Here is a 20,292-nt window from a genome sequence, read left to right on the forward strand (position 1 = left end):
CCTTGGGTGCCGGTTAGGCGGCCTGGAACGGCAGGGCGAACCGGAACTGCGCCCCTTGTCCCGGCGCAGACGACACCATCAAATGGGCGCCGTGCGCCTCGACGATGGATCGGCAGATGGAAAGGCCGATTCCCAAGCCGTCGGATTTCGTCGAAAAGAAGGGCTCGAACAGCCGCATGCGGATTTCCGGCGGAATGCCCGGTCCGCTGTCCTCGACCGAGACGACGATCCCCTCCGGCGAGGGCTCCGTGCTGATCACCAACTGCCGCCGCGCGGGGTCGTTACCGCTCATCGCGTCGATGCCATTGCGCGCCAGGTTGACGATCACCTGCTGGATCTGCACGATGTCGACAAACGCCGTCGGCAGCTGCTCGGCCAGTTGAAGGCGCATGTCGACGTTTCGACGGTTGGCTTCGCCCTGGATGAGTTCGGCGGCGTCGCGGATCAGGCTGTTGACGTCGGTCCGCACTTTTTCCTGCTCGTGTTTTTCGATGAACTTGCGGGTGCGGCGGATGATCTCGCTGGCCCGTTTCGCTTGCCCGACGATCAGGCGCAGGGCCGTCAAGGCGTTGTCGGGGTTGCCTCCCGGTGGAAACAGCGCGTCGACGCCGCCCTCGGCGCAGGTCGAGATAGCGGTCAACGGCTGGCTGAGTTCGTGGGCGAACTGGGCGGCCATCTCCCCCATGGCGCTGACCCGCGAGGCGTGGGCCAGTTCCAACTGAAGGACGCGCACGGTTTCGGCGGCACGGTGACGTTCACTGATGTCGGCGGCCGCCGTCACCAGCACCGCCTCGCCGGCCAGCCGGACCTTCTGGAAAAAAACCAGCACCATGCGCTCTCCGCCGTCCGTCCGGGACAGCCGTCCTTCCGTCTGGCCGGTGCCGTTGCGGCCGGTCAGGGCGCGGCGCCATTGCTCGCGGTCGTTGGGCACGAAACCCAGGTCCCGGATGTCGAGGCCGTCGAGCGGGGCTCCGTCATGCCCGCAAAGGCTGCTGGCGGTGGCGTTCGAAAACAGGATGACGCCGTCGCGAAGGCGGGCAATCAGCAGCGCGACGGGTGCCGTTTCGGCGATGGCCCGGAACTTTCGTTCGCTGTCCCGCAGGCGAGTCTCTATCTTCGACCGCCGGGCCATTTCACGACGCAGCAGCAGGAACAGCAGGACCGTCGTGCAAAGGACGAAGGCGCTTCCCTTGAAGGTTTGCACGGTCGAAACGGCTTCCGGAAACAGCGTTTGGACCACTTGGTCGGAGCCGGCGATCCACAGGCCAGAAAATCCAGCGTAGATCACGGCGAGTTTTAATGGAAAGTTCCCCATGGGCGCGTTCAAGAAAACCTCCCCCCGCCGACTCCGAAATGGGTCGGATTGCGCATTTCTTATCTTAATAACCTCCGTACTCTACTTTTGATCATGAACGTTTCGGGCGGTTTTTTCAATCGATCCGCTTCCAATCGGCCAAGGAAAGCTTACGTTCAGGCGGGAGGCGGCTTTGGTGATGCGTCGATGACTGTCCTGATGGCCGGTGTCGCCCTGCTGGGCATGGTGCTGGGTGTTTTCTGGTGGAAGGATAGGACGGATCGCCTGTGGGTGGCGCGACTGGCCTACAGCCGTTTCACGGCTAGGTTGGCGGTGCTGGGGGCGGCCCTGGCCGGGGTCGGCGCGCTGATGGTTCTGCAGTCCCTCTTCGATCTGGGGGCGGGCGGCGGATGACCAACGGGCTGGTGCATCGCGTGGAATGGCCCGCTATAGTCACCGCCCGGAGACCCCACCCTGCGGAGAAGCGGAGCCCATGAGCCAGGCCAAGAGACCCTATGCCCGTCCCCTCGACTTCACGACCCGCAAGGTCGACCTGACCCACGGCAGCGGCGGGCGCGCCATGGCCCAGCTGATCGAGGAACTGTTCGAGCGGGCTTTCGACAATCCGCTGCTGTCGCAGCGCAACGACCAGGCGGTCTTCGATATCCCCAAGGGCCGGATGGCGATGACCACCGACGGCTTCGTCATCTCGCCGCTGTTCTTTCCCGGCGGCAACATCGGCTCGCTGGCCGTTCATGGAACGGTCAACGATGTTGCCATGGCGGGGGCGCAACCGCTCTATCTGTCGTCCGGTTTCATCATCGAGGAGGGATTCCCGCTCGCCGATCTGAAGAAGATCGTCGAGTCCATGGCCGAAGCGGCCCGCAATGCCGGCGTGGCGATCGTCACCGGCGACACCAAGGTGGTTGAGAGGGGCAGCGCCGACGGTGTCTTCATCACCACCACCGGCGTCGGCATCGTGCCGGAAGGCGTCCACGTCTCGGCTAACAACGCCCGGCCGGGAGACAAGATCCTGGTCAGCGGCAGCATGGGCGACCATGGCGTCGCCATCATGTCGACGCGCGAGAACCTGACGTTCGAAACCGAAATCCAGTCCGATTGCGCCTCGCTCAACGGGCTGGTGGCGCGCATGGTGGCGGCGGTGCCCGGCATTCACGTCCTGCGCGACCCCACCCGCGGCGGCCTGGCTGCCGTGCTCAACGAGATCGCCCTGCAATCCGGCGTCGGCATCAAGATCCGCGAGGACGCCATCCCCATTCGTCCCGAGGTGCACGGGGCGTGCGAACTGCTGGGGCTCGACCCCCTTTATGTGGCAAACGAAGGCAAGCTGGTGGCCTTCTGTGCCACCGCCGATGCCGACCGCCTGCTGGCGGCGATGCGCGAGGACCCGCTGGGCCGCGAGGCCTCGATCATCGGCGAGGTCGTCGAGGACACCCGTCGTTTCGTGCAGATGGAAACCACCTTTGGCGGCAGCCGCATCGTCGACTGGCTGGCCGGCGAGCAGCTGCCGCGCATCTGCTGATGAGAATTCTCTTTCTCACCCACAGTTTCAATGGGTTGAGCCAGCGTCTTTACGTAGAGCTTGAGAAAATGGGGCACGACCTCTCGGTCGAGTTCGACATCAACGACCAGGTGACGGTCGAAGCGGTCGAGATGTTCCGTCCGGACCTCATCATCGCTCCCTACCTGCGGCGGGCCATTCCGGAAACGGTGTGGCGCCGCCACGTCTGCCTGATCGTCCATCCGGGCATCAAGGGCGACCGCGGGCCATCGGCGCTCGACTGGGCGATCCTCGGGGGCGAGCGCGAATGGGGCGTCACCGTCCTGCAGGCGGCGGCGGAAATGGACGCCGGCGACATCTGGGCTTCGGTGCCGTTCGCCATGCGACCGGGCGCCAAGAGCAGCCTTTACCGGCGAGAGGTGACGGACGCGGCGGCGGAGGCCGTGCTGCTGGCGGTCGAGCGCTTCGCCGCTGGGGCTTTCAGGCCCGAGCCGCTGGATGCGTCGGTGCCTGACGTGCGCGGCACCTGGCATCCACTGATGAGGGAGGAAGACCGCGCCATCGACTGGCGATGCGACGACACCGAAACGATCCTTCGCAAGATCCGCTCGGCGGATGGATTCCCCGGCGTGCGCGACCGTATCGGAGGTGTCGAATTCGCCCTCTTCGACGCCCATCCCGAGGCCGCGCTGCGCGGCCCACCGGGCGACATCGTCGGCAAACGCCACGAAGCCATCTGCCGGGCGACGACGGACGGCGCGGTGTGGATCACCCATCTGAAGCCGGCCCCGGCCGACAACGAGCGAAGCTTCAAGCGGCCCGCCGTCCTGGCCCTCGGCACGATGCTGGAGGACGTACCCGAAATCCCGGCTTCCGGCGCCGAAACCACGTGGCGGGACATCTGGTACGAAGAAAAGGGAGCGGTCGGTTACCTTTTCTTCCCCTTCTACAACGGCGCCATGGGCACCGCCCAGTGCCAGCGCCTGGAAGCCGCCTATCGCAAAGCCTGCGCGTGCGATACCCGGGTCGTCGTGCTGATGGGCGGCGAGGAATTCTGGTCGAACGGCCTGCATCTGGGAGCCATCGAGGCGGCCGACAGCGCACCCGAGGAATCGTGGCACAACATCAATGCCATGGACGACCTCTGCCGGGCCATCCTCACTACCGGCAGCCACTTGACGGTGGCGGCGCTGCGCGGCAACGCCGGGGCGGGCGGGGTGTTTCTGGCCCTGGCGGCCGACCGCGTCATGGCGGCCTCGCGAATTGTGCTCAACCCGCACTACAAGAACATGGGCAACCTCTATGGTTCCGAATACTGGACCTATCGGCTGCCGAAACGGGTGGGCGCGGCGGGAGTCGAGGAGGTCATGGGGCGGAGGCTGCCGATAGGCGCTCGGCAGGCGGCCGGGATCGGCCTGATCGACGGCTGTTTCGAGGCCAGGGGCGAGGCGCTCGACGCCGCCATCCGGGCCTATGCCGAGGATCTGGCGGGCGATTCCTTCGCCGAAACCGTGCGCCGGAAGAACGAACGGCGGCAAGCCGACGAGCGGAAAAAGCCGCTCGAATCCTATCGCCGCGAAGAGTTGGAACGCCTGCGCCTCAACTTCTTCGGCTTCGATCCCAGCTATCACGTTGCCCGCTATCACTTCATCCGCAAGCTGCCGCTGGCGCGGACGCCCTTCTATTTGGCCCGGCACCGGCGAATCGGTCCGCGGAGCGGCTAGCGTTGCGAGGCGTCCTCCCTCGGCAGCAGGAAGGTCAGCAGGTTGGCGATGAGGATGGTGCCGCCCAGCATCAGGAAAACGGAGCGCAGGCCCCAGGCGTCGGCCATCATACCGCCGATGGCGGGGGCAAGGGCCGAGAGCGCCGACTGGATGCCGAACAGCAGGCTGGTCGCGCTGCCGCTGACGCGCGGCGGCGTCAGGTCCATCAGCCAGCTCTGGATGACCGGACGGACGCTGAACAGCATGAATCCCAAGATCGACACGCCGCTGATGAAGACGATGTTGTTCTCGACCACGGTGAGGGCGAGCAGCACGGCGGTAGAAGCGGTGAGCCCGGCCATCATGATGGTGCGCCGGCTCATGCGGTCGGATGCCACGCCGGCAATCGGCGATCCGAAAATGGCGCCGACCTGCAGCGTCGTCATGGCGGCGCCCATCCAAATGGGCGAGATGCGCATGACGTCGGCCAAGTATAGCGGCAGGAAGACCTGAAGGCCGTTGACCGTCATGTTGCGAAAGCCCGACATCAGGCAGAGGCTGAGGACGGCCTTGTTGGAAACCAGTTCCTTGATGCCGGTCAGATAGTCGCGAAACCCGGTGACGCGGCGATCGCCGCGAATCGATGGCCGCTCGTTGCGAACCAGCAGGGCGGCGATCAGCAGCGCGCCGAGAAAGGCGGGCACGGTGCCCATGAAGGCGGTGCCCTGCCAAGTCAAGGCGGCGATCAGGAATCCGGCAACGAGCGGTGCCAGCGAATCGCCGATGCTGGCTCCCGTCACGTGCAGGGACAAGGCATATCCCTTGTGGCGGGGGTAGCGTTCGGAAAGGAGGGAGATGGCGGCCGGGTGCCAAAGGTTCGTCGAGGCCCCGATGCACGCGACCATCAGGACCTGTACGGGAAAGACCGGCCCCAGCGCGAATACGGAGAAGGCTGCGGTGCCGATGATCAGCGAGAGCAGCAGAAAGATCGCCTTGCGGCCGGTGACGTCGACCACCAGTCCGCTGCCGAAGTTGGCCGCCGTCGAACTGGCGTGAAACGCCGCGACGAGAAAGCCGACTTCCGAGTAGGAAAGCCCAAGATCCTTGGCGACAAACGGCAAAATCAGATAAAGAGTGGCGACGATCCAGTGGGTGCCGCCATGGCCGAAGCCGACAAGAAGGGCCGGTCTCTGCTCTTTCCAGCCGATGCCGGTGAGGCGTTGGATTGCGGTGGGCAATTGGACGTCCTGGGGTTAGGGTTGTTGTTTGAAGCCCCAATCCCTCTAGTTACCGGGGCTCCCGCGGGCAAGTCAACCGGCGGGACGACGTGAAGAGAAGAATCGCGTTCTGGGATAGGCGGGGAAATGACCAAGATGGCAAGAAAGGTGCGTAAAACCACTCCGTCCAAGCCGGCCAGCGATCTTGAAATCTCGCGACAGGCCGCCCTCAAGCCCATCGAGGAGATCGGTGCCAAGCTGGGAATCCCGGCGGCGGCGCTCTACCGCTATGGCGACTACAAGGCCAAGATCTCCAACGCCTTCATCGACGGCCTGAAGGGGCGTCCCGAGGGCCGCCTGATTCTGGTCACGGCGATGACTCCGACGCCGGCCGGCGAAGGCAAGACCACGACCTCGGTCGGGCTGGCCGACGGCCTCAACCGCATCGGCAAGAAGACCATCGTGTGCCTGCGCGAGCCTAGCCTTGGGCCCTGCTTCGGCGTCAAGGGCGGGGCCGCGGGGGGCGGATACGCCCAGGTGGCGCCGATGGAGGACATCAACCTTCATTTCACGGGCGACTTCCACGCCATCGGCGCGGCCAACAACCTGCTGGCCGCTCTTATCGACAACCACGTCTATTGGAGCAACGGGCTCAACATCGATCCCCGGCGGGTCACCTGGCGGCGGGTCATGGACATGAACGACCGCGCGCTGCGCTCGATCGTCTGTTCGCTGGGCGGCATCGCCAACGGTTTCCCGCGCGAGGACGGCTTCGACATCACGCCGGCCTCCGAGGTCATGGCCATCCTTTGCCTGGCCGAGGATATCGCCGACCTGCGCCGGCGCCTGGGTAACATCATCATCGGCCACACGCGCGACCGCCAGCCGATCCGGGCCCGCGAGCTCAAGGCCGACGGGCCGATGGCCGTGCTGCTGCGCGACGCCATGATGCCTAACCTGGTGCAGACGCTGGAAAACAACCCGGCCATCCTGCACGGCGGGCCGTTCGCCAATATCGCGCACGGCTGCAATTCGGTGATCGCCACGCGCACCGCGCTCCGGCTGGCCGACTACGTGGTGACGGAGGCGGGGTTCGGCGCCGATCTCGGGGCCGAGAAGTTTTTCGACATCAAGTGCCGGAAGGCTGGGCTGGAGCCGGATGCCGCCGTCCTGGTCGCCACCGTGCGGGCTCTCAAGATGCATGGCGGCGTGGAACGCGCCGATCTCGAGAAGGAGAACCTCGACGCCCTGGAGAAGGGCATCGAAAACCTTGAACGCCACGTCGAGAACCTGAGGAACTTCGGGGTGCCGCAGGTGGTCGTGCTGAACCGCTTCAGCGCCGATACCGACGCCGAGATCGATCTGGTGCGCCAGCACTGCGCCGAACTGGACGTCCGGGTGGCGGTCGCCAACCATTGGACGGAAGGCGGGGCCGGGGCCGAGGGCTTGGCTCGCGACGTGGTCGACCTGATCGAGGAGCGGCCCAGCGAGTTCAGGCCGCTTTACCCCGACAACATGCCGCTGTGGGACAAGGTGCGCACCGTGGCCCAGACGATCTATGGGGCTCGGGGCATCATCGCCGACAAGAAAATCCGCGACCACTTCAAGGAACTGCAGGCCGATGGCTTCGGCCATTTCCCCGTCTGCATCGCCAAGACGCAGTACAGCTTCTCGACCGACCCCAACCTGAAGGGCGCCCCCGGCAACCATGTCGTTCCCATCCGCGAGATCCGGCTGGCCGGCGGCGCCGAGTTCCTGGTGGTGCTGTGCGGCGAGATCATGACCATGCCGGGTCTGCCCAAGGTGCCGGCGGCCCATCACATGTTCGTCGACGACAACGCCCGCATCGAAGGGCTTTTCTGACAAAGGCGACGGCAATCCGATGAAGCCTCTCAGCGAGTTCCCTGTCGACGCGCGCCGCCGCATCCGCGGTGTCTTCACCGACATCGACGACACCATGACAACGGACGGCAAGCTGACGGCCCGGGCCTACGCGGCCTGCGAGCACCTTCACGACGCCGGCTTCATGGTCGTTCCCATTACCGGCCGCCCGGCCGGGTGGTGCGACCACATCGCGCGCATGTGGCCGGTCGATGGCGTGGTGGGCGAAAACGGGGCCTTTTATTTCCGCTACGATGCGGCCAGGCGCACCCTGACCAAGCGATTCCTGCTCGCCGATCGCGAGCGGGTGGCCAACCGCCGGCGCCTGGACGCCCTGCGCGACGAAATCCTGGCCCGGGTGCCGGGGACGGCGGTCGCCTCCGACCAGCTTTATCGCGAGGCGGACCTCGCCATCGACTATTGCGAGGACGTGCCCGAACTGAAGCGCGAGGCGGTCGGGCGCATCGTCGCCATCATGACGGCCGCGGGGGCCACGGCCAAGGTCAGTTCCATCCACGTCAACGGATGGTTCGGCGCCTACGACAAGCTGTCGATGACCCGCATCATGATGGCGGAATGCTTCGATATCGATGTGGATGCCGCCAGGGAATCCTTCGTTTTTATCGGCGATTCGCCCAATGACGCACCGATGTTCGGATTCTTTCCGAACGCGGTGGGAACGGCCAACGTCCGCCGTTTCGAGGGTGAACTGGACGCGGCGCCGACCTATATCACCAAAAGAGACGCCGGGGCGGGTTTTGCCGAACTGGCCGAGGCCTTGATCGACGCCAGGCGATAACGAAGGCGGACATTTTGTCCGGCCGCCATACGAACACTTGATCGCGGCTTGGGTAGGGTGGCATTGTCTTGCCCCTGATTCTCAGGGGTGGCAGATCGCGTGTCGCGATGGTTCTGCCGAGATAAAGCTAGATCCGGCGAGAGGCTCGATGCTGAAACGAGGATACCTTCTTTTCGTGCTCCTGGTGGGGGCGTTTGTCCTGATGGGAACGGGCGGCGCGCCCGCTGCCGACGATGCCGATGCGCGCGCCGGAAAGTTCATTGAAGCCCTGGCCGACAAGGCGATCGCCGCCTTGACGGAGAAGGACGTTTCGCGCGAGCAGCGGCTAACCCGCTTTCGCGACCTGCTGGACGAGCATTTCGCCGTCGACACCATCGGCCGCTGGGTTCTGGGCCGGCACTGGAACGACGCGACCGAGGCCGAACGCAAGGAATACCTGTCGCTGTTCGAGGACCTGGTCGTCGTCACCTATGTCGACCGTTTCAATTCTTATTCGGGCGAAAAGCTGGCCGTCTTCAAAACGGTTCCGGCGACCGGCGGCGATTTGCTGGTCAATTCGCAGATTACCCGGCCGGCCGGCGGCGAGCCGCTCGACGTGGCCTGGCGGGTTCGGGACTACGACGGACGGCTGAAAATCGTCGATGTCATCGTCGCCGGCGTCAGCATGGGCCAGACGCAACGCTCCGAGTTCACCTCGGTTATCCGCCGGACCGGCGGCCAGGTGGAAGGGCTGCTGGCGAAACTGCGCGAGGATCTGAAGAAGGGAGCATGACCGGAACCCTTCCAGGACGCTCCGCGACTGCCGCATTCGCTTCCTCGATCGAAACGCCGTCCGGCAAGGACGTCGCCTACGAGAATTTTCCCGTCGGGTCGTGGCTTCTGCCGGCCGCGCTGCGCCCGCACATCGCCATCTTCTACGCCTTCGCCCGGGCGGCCGACGATATTGCCGACAGCCCGGACCTGGCCCCCGAGGACAAGGTGGCCCGGCTCGACGCCTTCGAGGCGGCAGTATGCGGGCGTGCCGGCGACGAGCCGCACCTGGCGACCGCGCGCCGTATGCGCGAGAGCCTCGCCACGACGAGGGTTGAGGTGCGCCACTGCGTCGACCTGCTGACGGCGTTTCGGCAGGATGCCACTAAGCTGCGCTACCGGGACTGGGACGATCTGATCGGCTATTGCCTGCTGTCGGCGGCGCCGGTGGGCCGTTATCTTCTCGACCTGCACGGCGGATCGCGGGCCGGCTATGCGGCTTCCGACGCGCTCTGTATGGGCCTGCAGGTGATCAATCATCTTCAGGACTGCCGGGACGACTACCGCCAGCTCGATCGCATCTATCTGCCCCAGGACTGGATGCACCAAGCCGGCGCCCGCGTCGAGGATCTCGACGCGACGACCTCGAGTCCGGCCCTGCGCCAAGTCATCGACCTGACGCTCGACGGCACCGAGCGGCTGCTGGCAACGGCGCGGGCGCTTCCCGCCGGGCTGATTTCGCGCCGCCTGGCCATGGAATCCGGGGCGATTTTGGCCATCGCCGATCGTCTGGTGGACAAGCTGCGCCGGGGCGATCCATTGGGGCCCCGCATCGAGCTGGGCAAATCGCGGTTCCTGTGGTGCTGTTTGCGCGGCGCCATCGCCGGCCTGGCGTGAGGCGGCCGTGACCGCGCTTGCCGGGCTCTCCCTTGTTTCCCTGTTGGCTTGGCTCTGGCTGCTGTTCCTGCGTGGCGGCTTCTGGCGCGCCGACCAGCGTCTGGCCGAGGAGGGCGGTGCGGAGCGGGGCTCGTGGCCGGCGGTGGCGGTGGTGGTGCCGGCGCGCGACGAGGCGGAAACCATCGGCGCCACGGTCTCCTCGCTGCTTTCCCAGGATTATCCGGGGCCGCTTGCGGTCATTGTGATCGACGACGGCAGCGCCGACGGCACGACAGGCCGGGCGACCGAGGCGGCGAGCGGCGATTCGCGATTCCACCTGCTGCCGGGACGGCCGCTGCCGGTGGGGTGGACCGGCAAGCTATGGGCCGTCGCCCAGGGAGTGGACGTGGCCGCGACGGCGATGCCGGACGCCGAGTTCCTGCTGTTGACCGACGCCGATATCGTGCACGACGGCGCCAACCTGCGTCGGCTCGTCGGTAAGGCGGCCGGCGACAACCTGGATTTGGTGTCGCTGATGGTTCACCTTCGCTGCGAGTCCTTCTGGGAAAAGCTGCTGATTCCCGCCTTCGTGTTCTTCTTCCAGAAGCTGTTCCCCTTCGCCTGGGTCAATAGCGCCCGCAAGTCGACGGCGGCGGCGGCCGGTGGGTGCATGCTGGTGCGCCGCGCCGCGCTGGAGGCGGCCGGTGGCATCGCTGCGATCCGCGGCCGCCTGATCGACGATTGCGCGCTGGCGGCCCTGCTCAAGGGGCGGGGGCGGATCTGGCTGGGATTGGCGAGCAAAACCATCAGCCTGCGCCGCTATGACCGTTTGTCGGGGATCGCGCGGATGGTCGCCCGGACCGCCTTCGAGCAGTTGGGCAATTCCCCGGCGCTGCTGGCGGGCACGTTGGCGGGAATGATCGTCCTTTACGCCGTGCCGCCGGCGGCCCTTGTCGTGGGTCTGGTTGCCGGCGATCTGCCGATGGCCATCTTCGGCGGTCTCGGTTGGGCGGCGATGACGGTGGCCTACTCGCCGATCGTCCGCCTCTACCGGCTGTCTTTGCCGAGGGCTGCGGCGCTTCCCATAGCAGCAGTCCTCTACACGGTCTTCACCCTGGAATCGGCGCGCCGCACGTGGCGGGGCGAGGGCGGCGCCTGGAAGGGGCGAAGCTACCGGGGCGGCGTTCCCGGCAAGGGATGACGGCAAGGCAGGGCTGATGTATGCATGACGCCATGACCAACCCAACCGCCCCTGCCGCCGCCGATCCGGCGGCTTTCGTCGATAATGCCGTGACCAATTCGGGAAGCTCCTTCCTGACGGCGATGCGATTTCTGCCGCCCGACAAGCGCCAGGCGATGTATGCGCTCTACGCGTATTGCCGGGAAGTCGACGATATCGCCGACGAGTCCGGCACACCGGAAGAGAAACGGCAGCGTCTGGCCGAATGGCGGGTGGAAATCGAGCGGATGTTCAACGGCGCGCCGGGCATGCCGATTTCCTGTGTCCTGTCCGATGCGGTTGCCCGGTTCGATTTGCAGAAAGCCGACCTGTTGGCGCTGATCGATGGCATGGAGATGGACGCCGCCCGCACGGTGCGCATCGCCGACGAGGCGGAACTGGCGCTGTACTGCGATCGGGTCGCCTGCTCGGTGGGACGGCTGTCGAACCGCATTTTCGGGGTCGCGCCCGAAGCCAGTGACGCCCTGGCCCGTGCGTTGGGCGACGCCCTGCAGATGACCAACATTCTGCGCGACCTTGCCGAGGACGCGGAGCGGGATCGGCTTTACGTACCGATCAGCCTTCTCGGTGCCCACGGCATCTCCGAGGTCGACGACGCGGCTGGCATTCTGGCCCATCCGCGATTTCCCGAAGCCTGTGCGGCGCTGGCGGCCAAGACCCGCCGGCAGTACGCCGTGGCGCGGGCAATCATGGCCGGCTGCGAACGGCGGGCGGTGCGGCCGGCCGCCATCATGATGGAGGTTTACCGGGCCATTCTCCTGCGCCTGGAAGCCCGAGGCTGGCGGCATCTGGACAAGGCGGTGGCCGTGCCCCGGCTGCTCAAGCTGTGGATCGCCCTGCGTCACGGAGTGCTCTAGGGTGGCGCCGCGCACTTTCGTCATCGGGGCCGGCATGGCCGGGCTGTCCTGCGCGGTGGGGCTCTCGTCGCTCGGCCGGGAGGTCGAGGTCCTGGAAAGTGCCCCACATGCCGGTGGGCGCTGCCGGTCCTATTTCGACGACCATCTGGGCCGGCGGATCGACAACGGCAACCATCTGCTGCTGAGCGGCAACAGCGCCACCCTTTCCTACCTGTCGGAAGTGGGGGCGGACGACACGCTGGCAGGGCCAGACCGCGCCGAATTCGCCTTCTACGATCTCGAGCGGCGGGCTGGCTGGACGATCCGCCCCAACGCCGGCCGCCTGCCGTGGTGGATTTTGGCGCCGTCGCGCCGGGTTCCCGGGACGAGTGCCTGGGACTATTTTCGCGCCGCCCGTTTGGCCGGAGCCGGCCCGTCGGAGACCGTGGCCCAGGTGCTAGACGACGGCGGTCCCCTTTACCGCCGCTTCTGGCATCCCTTCGCCTTGGCTGTCATGAACACCGACCCCAAGGAGGCGTCGGCCGCGCTCTTGTGGCCGGTCGTGCGCGAAACGCTGGGGCGCGGTGAAACGGCCTATCGTCCGCGTATCGCCCGGGTCGGATTGTCGGAAAGCTTGGTCGATCCGGCGCTGGCCTGTTTGAGGACACGGGGGGTTGAGGTCGGCTTTGGGCGGCGTGTCCGGAGGCTCGAACGGACGGGCGACCGGGTGACCGCCATCGACCTGGGCGAGCGCCAAATCGCCGTCGGCGAGGAGGATTCAGTCGTTCTTGCGGTTCCGGCAGCCGTGTGCGCATCGCTTCTGCCCGACCTCGTCGTTCCCACAGAGTACAGGGCCATCCTCAATGTTCATTTCCGGCATGCCGACACGCCGCCCGGATTGCCGTCGATGGTCGGCTTGGTGGGCGGCGTGGCGCAGTGGCTGTTCTGCCGGCAGGACATGGTTTCGGTCACGGTGAGTGCGGCGGACGCCGTCGAGGGGCCGCCCGAGAAAATCGCCAGCCGTATATGGGCGGAAATTTCACAAGTCCTGGGATGCGGCGGAACGAAGATGCCACCTTTCCGGGTCGTCAAGGAAAAGCGGGCCACATTTGCGCAGACGCCGGAACAAACGCGCCGCCGGCCGCCGGCACGGACGTCCTGGCGAAACCTTGTCCTTGCCGGCGATTGGACCGATACCGGCCTGCCGGCAACGATCGAAGGGGCGGTCCGATCCGGAAGAAAAGCGGCGGAAGCGGTCAGCCATCTTTCCGACGGGCCTTGAACCGGGCGCGAAATTCTTGCACAAAGCGCGCACGGCAATCCACGCAACCCCACATGCGCGCGAGAGGAGGAACCGCACTTGCCATTTCCTCCCACTTCAACTGCCGTCGAACACGAACGGGAACGAAGCGATATGACGTCTACCGGTAATGGGGCATCCTTCGACGCGCGAGTCGATGCCCTTGTCGAGGAAATGTCCGGAGCCCTGACGGGTTTTCAGGCCAACGACGGCCATTGGGCCTTCGAACTCGAGGCCGACGCGACCATTCCGGCGGAATACATCCTTCTCAACCATTTTCTCGACGAGATCGACGACGATACCGAATCGAAACTCGCCAACTATTTGCGGGCGATCCAGGGCAAGCATGGCGGCTGGCCCCTTTATCATGACGGCGATTTCAACATCAGCGCTTCGGTGAAGGCCTATTTCGCCCTCAAGATGTGTGGCGATTCGTCCGACGCGCCGCACATGAAGCGGGCCCGCGAAGCCATCCTGGCCGAAGGCGGCGCGGCACGCGCCAACGTGCTGACCCGCTTCACGCTGGCACTCTTCGGGCAGGTGCCGTGGCGGGCGACCCCGGTGATGTGGCTGGAAGTCCTGCTGCTGCCCCGCTGGTTTATTTTCCACATGGACAAGGTGTCCTACTGGTCGCGCACCGTCATGGTGCCGCTGATGGTCCTTGAGGCGCTCAAACCGCAGGCGAAAAACCCGCGCGGGGTTTCCATCGCCGAACTGTTCGTAACGCCGCCCGACCAGGAAAAGCGCTACCTGTCCAACCCCACCGGACATTGGCTCGGGGAGATCATGCTGGCTTTCGACGGCGTGGGGCGGTTCCTCCAGCCGTTATCTCCGAAAGCCCTCCAGCGCAAGGCCATCCGGAAGGCGATGGCATTCGTCCAGGAGCGCCTGAACGGCGAAGACGGGTTGGGCGGCATCTTTCCCGCCATCGCCAACACATTGATGGCGTTCGATGTGCTGGGGTACCCGAAGGATCATCCGGATTATGTCGCGGCGCGCAGGGCCGTCAACGGTCTGCTGGTCTTTAAGAATGGCATGGGCTATTGCCAACCCTGCCTGTCGCCCGTATGGGATACCGGGCTCGCGGCGCACGCGCTTCTGGAGACCGGACTGCAAAGCGATCATCCGGTGATCGAGAAGGCCAACCAATGGCTGGTGGACCGTCAGATTCTCGACGTCGAGGGCGACTGGATCACCGACAGGCCGCATCTGCGCCCAGGCGGCTGGGCCTTCCAGTATCGCAACGACTACTATCCCGACGTCGACGACACCGCGGTGGTCGCCATGGCGCTCCACCGGGCGGACCCGGACCGCTACCACATGGCGATCGAGCGCGCCGCCGAATGGGTGATCGGCATGCAAAGCCGCAACGGCGGCTGGGGCGCCTTCAATGCCGACAACACCTATTACTTCCTCCAGCACATCCCATTCGCCGACCATGGCGCTCTGCTGGATCCGCCGTCGGCCGACGTCAGCGCGCGCTGCATCTGCCTGCTGGCCCAGATGGGGTATGATCGCACCCATCCCGCCATGGAGCGGGGCCTCCGCTACCTCAAGAACGAGCAGGAGGAGGATGGGTCGTGGTTCGGCCGCTGGGGCAACAACTATGTCTACGGCACGTGGTCGGCGCTGTGCGCCTTCAACGCCGCCGGCGAGGACCCGGATATGCCCCACATCCGCCGCGCGGTCGACTGGCTGAAGGCCCGGCAGCGGGCCGACGGCGGATGGGGCGAGGATTGCGCCAGCTACTGGCAGCACCGCCGGGACGAGGTCAAGGTCAGTACGCCGTCCCAGACCGCGTGGGCGCTTCTCGGCCTCATGGCGGCCGGCGAGGTGGATAGCGAGGCGGTCCGCCGGGGGCTCGAGTATCTTCTGGAGGCGCCCCGCGTCAATGGGAAGTGGCAGGAAGAATACTTCAACGCGGTCGGCTTCCCGCGGGTGTTCTATCTGCGCTACCATGGCTACAGCGCGTATTTCCCACTGTGGACCCTGGCTAGGTATCGCCATCTGCGCCGGGCCAATGTGCGATCGACCCCGTATGGTTTGTAGGTGAGCCAACTCGGTATCGTCACCGGTCTTGTCAGCGAAACCGATTGCCTGAGAGACATTGGGCGGGCGGGGCTTGTGGCCATCCGTTGCGCCGGTGCCGACGCCCGGCGGGCCCATGCCTTGGCCCGCGAACTGGCGGAGGGGGGCTGCGTGGCGCTGGCCAGTTTCGGCTTGGCCGGCGGGCTGCACCCGGCATTGCGTTCGGGGGACGTGATCCTCGCCGACCGCGTCGCCGGCGGGGATGCCGCATTTCCGGCGGATGCCGCGTGGCACGCCCGCGCATCCGCCATCCTGCACGGGGAAACGCGTCTGACGGTCGGCCTGTTGGCCGGGGCGGAGGTGGCGGTCGAAACGCCCGAGGAAAAGCGCCGCCTGCATGAGAAGACGGGAGCCATCGCCGTCGACATGGAAAGCGCGGCGGTCGCCATCGCGGCGCGCCGGTTCGATCTGCCGTTTTTGGCCATCCGCGTCATCGCCGATACGGCAAACCACCGCGTTCCCGCCTGGCTGGCGGGGGTGATCGACGGGGAGGGGGGCGTCAAGGTAGGGACGTTCTGCGCCGGCCTGTTGAAACGGCCAAGCGATTTGCCCGCCATCGTCCGACTGGCGAGTGTCAATCGCCGGGCGCTGGCTTCCTTACGCCGCGTCGCTGCGCTTTTGGGGCCCGGCCTCGGCTTCCTTTAGCTGCGCCGTCAGGGCTTCGAAAACAAATTCGGCCGGCCGTTGGTTTTCGAGCGGGATGTCGGCAACCATCGGTTTCTCGGTGTCGACCCCGCGAAGGGCTATCTTCAATGCCTTTAACGGATGGGCGACGGTGTCGATGACCGCCGTCGGCTCGTAGCCGCAATGCACCATGCAGTTGGCACATTTCTCGTAGTTGCCGGTGCCGTAGCTGTCCCAGTCGGTTTCCTCCATCAGCGCCTTGAAGGTGGGGGCATACCCCTCGCTGAGCAGGTAGCACGGGCGTTGCCAGCCGAAGATGTTGCGGGTCGGGTTCCCCCACGGCGTGCACCGGTACTGCTGATTTCCGGCCAGGAAATCCAGATAGAGGGAGGACTGGTTGAACCGCCATTTGCGTCCGGAACCGAGACGGAACAGCGCGCGGAAGAAGTCCTTGGTGCGCGTCCGCGTCATGAAATGCTCCTGAACCGGCGCCCGCTCGTAGGCATAGCCGGGTGCCACCGTGACGCCCTCGACGTCCAGTTCGTCACAGGCGAACGACAGGAATTCGGCGACGTTCTTGGGATCGGCATAGTCGAAAAGCGTGCAGTTGATGGTGACGCGGAAGCCGCGCTGGCGCGCCGCCCGAATGGCCGAAACCGCCCTGTCGAACACCCCTTCCTGCGAGACGGCGCGGTCGTGGTGCTCACGGTCGCCGTCGAGATGCACCGAAAACGTCAGGTACGGACTGGGCGTGAAACGGTCCAGGCGCTTTTCCATGAGAAGCGCGTTGGTGCAGAGGTAGACGAACTTCTTGCGGGCGACGAGGCCGTTGACGATCTCGACGATTTCCTTGTGCAAAAGGGGCTCGCCGCCGGGGATCGAAACGATGGGCGCGCCGCATTCCTCGGCCGCATCGAGACAGTCCTGAACGCTCATGCGCCGGTTCAGGATGGGATCGGGATAATCGATCTTGCCGCACCCGGCGCACGCCAGGTTGCAGCGGAACAGCGGTTCCAGCATGAGAACCAGCGGATAGCGCGCGTTGCCGCGCAGCTTCTGGCGCAGAACGTAGGCACCGACGCGAACTTGCTGAATCAGTGGAACCGGCACGGGATCAGGCCTCCGAGCGTTCTTGCGCCTTCAGGTGGGCAGCCATCTCGTTGAGATTGCTGGGTAGCTTGAAGTGCATGTTTTCTTCGATGCCGCCAATCTCCGACACCTCGACCTTCCCGAAATCCCCCAGCCGGTGGATGAGTTCGAGAACCAGTTCCTCGGGGGCCGACGCCCCCGCCGTGATCCCCACCGTGGAGACGCCGTCGAGCCAGCGCGGATCGAGCGCATTGGCGTCGTCGATCAGATAACTGGGGATGTTCATTTCGGTCCCGATTTCCCGCAGCCGGTTCGAGTTGGAACTGTTGCGGGAACCGACGACCAGAAGAATATCGGCCACCCCCACCAGCTTGCGGACCGCCGACTGGCGGTTCTGGGTGGCGTAACAGATGTCCTTGACGTCGGGTCCGACGATTTTTGGGAAACGACGCTTCAGCGCCGCGATGATGTCGCGGGTTTCGTCGACCGAAAGCGTGGTCTGCGTGACGTAGGCGACCTGCTCGGGATTCCTGACCTGGATGGTGGCGACGTCGTCTGGGGAACTGACCAGATGGACGCCGCCGGGGATGCGTCCGCGCGTTCCCTCGACCTCCGGATGGCCGTCGTGGCCGATGAGGATCACCTCGCGGCCCCGTTGGGCTTGATTCTGCCCTTCCTTATGGACCTTCGAGACGAGAGGGCAGGTGGCGTCGATGGTCGGCAGGTTGCGCCGCTCGGCCTCCACCTGCACGGCTTCCGGTACGCCGTGCGCGCTGAAGATCGTTACCGCGCCCTCCGGAATGTCACTCAGGTTCTCGACGAACACCGCGCCCTTGGCGCGCAGCGACTCCACGACGTGCTTGTTGTGGACGATTTCATGGCGCACGTAGACGGGCGGGCCGAACAGGTCGAGCGCGCGCTGAACGATCTCGATGGCGCGTTCGACACCGGCGCAGAATCCGCGCGGCTGGGCCAACAGTACCCGCAGAACTCTCTCGTTCCCGTTTGTCACGATGCCTCGACAGGTTGAAAAGCGTGCGGCTCCGCCGTTCCATCGACGGCCGTCGCCCAGGAACATAGGGATGATTCGCCGGAAGTTGAAGGGAAATTGCCGCCGGTCGCGGCCAAATCGGGCGGCCCGACGAAAATGGCGACAGCGCGCCTCCCGCTGGTATACTCCGCGGCGGTCGGAAACCCACACGGGAAATGATTTGCATGAAAGCGCTCGTCACCGGGGCAACCGGGTTCGTCGGCTCAGCCGTGGCCCGGGCCCTGCTCGGGGCCGGGCACGCGGCGCGCGTGCTGGTGAGGGCGTCCAGCGACCGGCGCAACCTCGAAGGCCTGGCCGCCGACGTTGTGGTCGGCGATCTTACCGACACGGCCTCGCTGAAGGTCGCCTGCGCCGGCTGTGACGCGCTTTTCCACGTGGCGGCCGATTATCGCCTGTGGACCCGCGATCCGCAGGCGATGATGACGAGCAACGTCGGGGGCACCCGCAATATCCTGCGCGCGGCCATGGACGCCGGCGTTTCACGCATCGTCTATACCAGCAGCGTCGCCACCTTGGGCGTGCGGGCGGACGGCCAGCCCGCCGACGAGCGGACCCCCGCCACCCTTGACGACATGATCGGGCCCTACAAGCGGTCGAAATTCCTGGCCGAAGAGGCCGTTCGCGAGATGGTTGCCGGGGAGGGGGCGCCGGTGGTGATCGTCAATCCATCGGCGCCGATCGGGCCCCGCGACATCAAGCCGACGCCGACCGGGCGGATGATCGTCGAGGCGGCGGCGGGGCGCATGCCGGCCTATGTCGATACCGGTCTCAACGTCGTGCACGTCGACGATGTGGCCGCCGGACACTTGGCCGCCTTCGAGCGGGGCGGGATCGGGGAACGCTATATTCTCGGCGGCGAGAACCTGACCCTGCGCCAGATCCTGGTGGCGGTCGCGGCGGCGACGGGGGGAAGGGGACCGCTTTTCCGGGTGCCTCACGGCGTAATCCTTCCCATCGCCTTCCTGGCCGAGGCCTGGACCCGGTGGACCGGCGGCGACGAGCCGTTTGCCACCGTGGACGGCGTCCGCATGGCCCGCAAGAAGATGTTCTTCACCTGCGACAAGGCCATCCGGCAGTTGGGATACGCGCCGCGTCCGGCTGTCCAGGCGCTCTCCGACGCCATCCGGTGGTTTCGCGAAAACGGCTATCTCGGCTGACGGCCAGCCGTTCATTGCGGTTCGGCCGCGAATGGTTTAGACGAAAGCCGTTCAACGGAATAAGGCGCCTTTATCGATGAAAGCGGTGATGCTGGCGGCCGGGCTGGGCACCCGGTTGTACGGAAACGGGGAAGACCAGCCGCCCAAGGTCCTGCTCCGCTTTGAGGACAAGACGCTTCTGGAGCGCCATGTCGAAATCCTTCGCGCGTTGGGGATCGAGGAACTTGTCATGGTGCTCGGCTACCGCCACGACGAGATCGAGGCGGAACTCAAGGCCATCGGCGCCGGAGATTTCGTTCGCACCCGCTTCAACCCGGATTTCCACGACGGCCCGGTGGTGTCGCTGTGGACGGCCCGCGACGTGCTGAAAAGCGGCAGCGACGTATTGTTCATGGACGCCGACGTGCTTTATCCGCCGCTGCTTCTCGAACGCCTGATCGCGGCCGCGGATCCGACCTGCCTGCTGTTCGATCGCGGCATCGACGCGGGCGAGGACCCCGTGCGGATCTGCATCAAGGACGGCCGGATCGTCGATTTCGGCAAGATGATCGAAGGCGACTTCGACGCCATCGGCGAATGGCCGGGCTTCATGAAGATGTCGCCGCCCATCGCCGGCCGGATCGCCGATGCGACGGCCCGGTACGTGCAAGCCGGCAAGGTCAAGCTTGCCTACGAGCCCGCCATGCGCGACGTCATGATGGACTCCCCCCCGGGGACCTTCGGGTTCGAGGACATTACCGGGGTGCCGTGGATCGAGATCGATTTTCCGGCCGATCTGATCCGGGCCCAGCGGATCATCTATCCGCAGGTGGCGGCCACCACGACCGACGGCGATGGCAACGCCGCGGCGCGTCGGCGCTAGGCC

18 protein-coding genes are annotated in these 20,292 nt (G+C 65.8%); 14 read left to right on the forward strand and 4 right to left on the reverse strand.

Going from position 1 to position 20,292, the window contains the following annotated elements:
- Nucleotides 1–13: 13 nt before the first annotated feature.
- Entirely contained in the window at nucleotides 14–1,288 is a 1,275-nt protein-coding gene (locus ODR01_RS16065; protein WP_316978704.1) for a sensor histidine kinase, read from the reverse strand.
- Nucleotides 1,289–1,501: 213 nt separating this feature from the next.
- Between ODR01_RS16065 and ODR01_RS16070 the strand changes: the two genes are divergently transcribed.
- The 3 genes from ODR01_RS16070 to ODR01_RS16080 all read left to right on the forward strand — a co-directional run bounded on the left by ODR01_RS16070 (nucleotide 1,502) and on the right by ODR01_RS16080 (nucleotide 4,540).
- Complete coding sequence (locus ODR01_RS16070) at nucleotides 1,502–1,708, forward strand: hypothetical protein (protein WP_316978705.1); 207 nt, start codon at nucleotides 1,502–1,504, stop codon at nucleotides 1,706–1,708.
- A gap of 79 nt (nucleotides 1,709–1,787) precedes the next feature.
- Nucleotides 1,788–2,837 carry a hydrogenase expression/formation protein HypE gene (gene hypE, locus ODR01_RS16075; protein ID WP_316978706.1) on the forward strand — a complete coding sequence of 350 codons (1,050 nt, stop codon included), beginning with the start codon at nucleotides 1,788–1,790 and terminating at the stop codon, nucleotides 2,835–2,837.
- A 68-nt stretch (nucleotides 2,838–2,905) separates the two neighbouring features.
- Nucleotides 2,906–4,540 (forward strand): enoyl-CoA hydratase-related protein, encoded by a 1,635-nt coding sequence (locus ODR01_RS16080; protein WP_316978707.1) that lies wholly within the window; start codon nucleotides 2,906–2,908, stop codon nucleotides 4,538–4,540.
- Here the strand turns inward: ODR01_RS16080 and ODR01_RS16085 are convergent.
- The gene (locus tag ODR01_RS16085; protein ID WP_316978708.1) at nucleotides 4,537–5,757 is read right to left on the reverse strand and encodes an MFS transporter; all 1,221 of its coding nucleotides are present in this window, start codon (nucleotides 5,755–5,757) and stop codon (nucleotides 4,537–4,539) included. The two genes, ODR01_RS16080 and ODR01_RS16085, sit on opposite strands and share 4 nt — an antisense overlap.
- Before the next feature lie 135 nt (nucleotides 5,758–5,892).
- On the opposite strand from ODR01_RS16085, the gene ODR01_RS16090 reads away from it, so the two are divergent.
- The 9 genes from ODR01_RS16090 (at nucleotide 5,893) to ODR01_RS16130 (ending at nucleotide 16,151) form a co-directional block, all read left to right on the forward strand.
- Entirely contained in the window at nucleotides 5,893–7,599 is a 1,707-nt protein-coding gene (locus tag ODR01_RS16090; protein WP_316978709.1) for a formate--tetrahydrofolate ligase, read from the forward strand.
- A 19-nt stretch (nucleotides 7,600–7,618) separates the two neighbouring features.
- On the forward strand, nucleotides 7,619–8,416 hold the full coding sequence (locus ODR01_RS16095; RefSeq protein WP_316978710.1) for an HAD-IIB family hydrolase: 798 nt from the start codon (nucleotides 7,619–7,621) through the stop codon (nucleotides 8,414–8,416).
- A 148-nt stretch (nucleotides 8,417–8,564) separates the two neighbouring features.
- Nucleotides 8,565–9,188, forward strand: a complete 624-nt coding sequence (locus tag ODR01_RS16100) for an MlaC/ttg2D family ABC transporter substrate-binding protein (RefSeq protein WP_316978711.1) — start codon at nucleotides 8,565–8,567, stop codon at nucleotides 9,186–9,188.
- Entirely contained in the window at nucleotides 9,185–10,063 is an 879-nt protein-coding gene (hpnC, locus tag ODR01_RS16105; RefSeq protein WP_316978712.1) for a squalene synthase HpnC, read from the forward strand. Before ODR01_RS16100 ends, hpnC begins: the two co-directional genes overlap by 4 nt.
- A gap of 7 nt (nucleotides 10,064–10,070) precedes the next feature.
- Nucleotides 10,071–11,243, forward strand: coding sequence for a glycosyltransferase (locus ODR01_RS16110; RefSeq protein WP_316978713.1), 1,173 nt, complete (start codon nucleotides 10,071–10,073; stop codon nucleotides 11,241–11,243).
- A gap of 32 nt (nucleotides 11,244–11,275) precedes the next feature.
- Complete coding sequence (gene hpnD / locus ODR01_RS16115) at nucleotides 11,276–12,139, forward strand: presqualene diphosphate synthase HpnD (RefSeq protein WP_316978714.1); 864 nt, start codon at nucleotides 11,276–11,278, stop codon at nucleotides 12,137–12,139.
- Nucleotide 12,140: 1 nt separating this feature from the next.
- The gene (gene hpnE, locus ODR01_RS16120; protein WP_316978715.1) at nucleotides 12,141–13,400 is read left to right on the forward strand and encodes a hydroxysqualene dehydroxylase HpnE; all 1,260 of its coding nucleotides are present in this window, start codon (nucleotides 12,141–12,143) and stop codon (nucleotides 13,398–13,400) included.
- A gap of 132 nt (nucleotides 13,401–13,532) precedes the next feature.
- The gene (gene shc, locus ODR01_RS16125; protein WP_316978716.1) at nucleotides 13,533–15,467 is read left to right on the forward strand and encodes a squalene--hopene cyclase; all 1,935 of its coding nucleotides are present in this window, start codon (nucleotides 13,533–13,535) and stop codon (nucleotides 15,465–15,467) included.
- Entirely contained in the window at nucleotides 15,468–16,151 is a 684-nt protein-coding gene (locus ODR01_RS16130) for a phosphorylase family protein (RefSeq protein ID WP_316978717.1), read from the forward strand.
- Here ODR01_RS16130 and hpnH read toward each other — a convergent pair.
- Both hpnH and ispH read right to left on the reverse strand, forming a co-directional pair.
- The gene (hpnH, locus tag ODR01_RS16135) at nucleotides 16,104–17,240 is read right to left on the reverse strand and encodes an adenosyl-hopene transferase HpnH (protein ID WP_316978718.1); all 1,137 of its coding nucleotides are present in this window, start codon (nucleotides 17,238–17,240) and stop codon (nucleotides 16,104–16,106) included. The genes ODR01_RS16130 and hpnH overlap by 48 nt on opposite strands.
- A gap of 4 nt (nucleotides 17,241–17,244) precedes the next feature.
- Nucleotides 17,245–18,234: a 4-hydroxy-3-methylbut-2-enyl diphosphate reductase gene (gene ispH, locus ODR01_RS16140; RefSeq protein ID WP_449441454.1), complete on the reverse strand. Its 990-nt coding sequence runs from the start codon at nucleotides 18,232–18,234 to the stop codon at nucleotides 17,245–17,247.
- A gap of 200 nt (nucleotides 18,235–18,434) precedes the next feature.
- Between ispH and hpnA the strand changes: the two genes are divergently transcribed.
- Complete coding sequence (hpnA, locus tag ODR01_RS16145) at nucleotides 18,435–19,427, forward strand: hopanoid-associated sugar epimerase (RefSeq protein ID WP_316978720.1); 993 nt, start codon at nucleotides 18,435–18,437, stop codon at nucleotides 19,425–19,427.
- Nucleotides 19,428–19,503: 76 nt separating this feature from the next.
- Entirely contained in the window at nucleotides 19,504–20,289 is a 786-nt protein-coding gene (locus tag ODR01_RS16150; protein ID WP_316978721.1) for a phosphocholine cytidylyltransferase family protein, read from the forward strand.
- The last annotated feature ends 3 nt before the right edge of the window (nucleotides 20,290–20,292 follow it).

Origin of the sequence: Shumkonia mesophila, from assembly GCF_026163695.1 — a bacterium.
In the GTDB taxonomy this organism is placed as follows: domain Bacteria; phylum Pseudomonadota; class Alphaproteobacteria; order Rhodospirillales; family Shumkoniaceae; genus Shumkonia; species Shumkonia mesophila.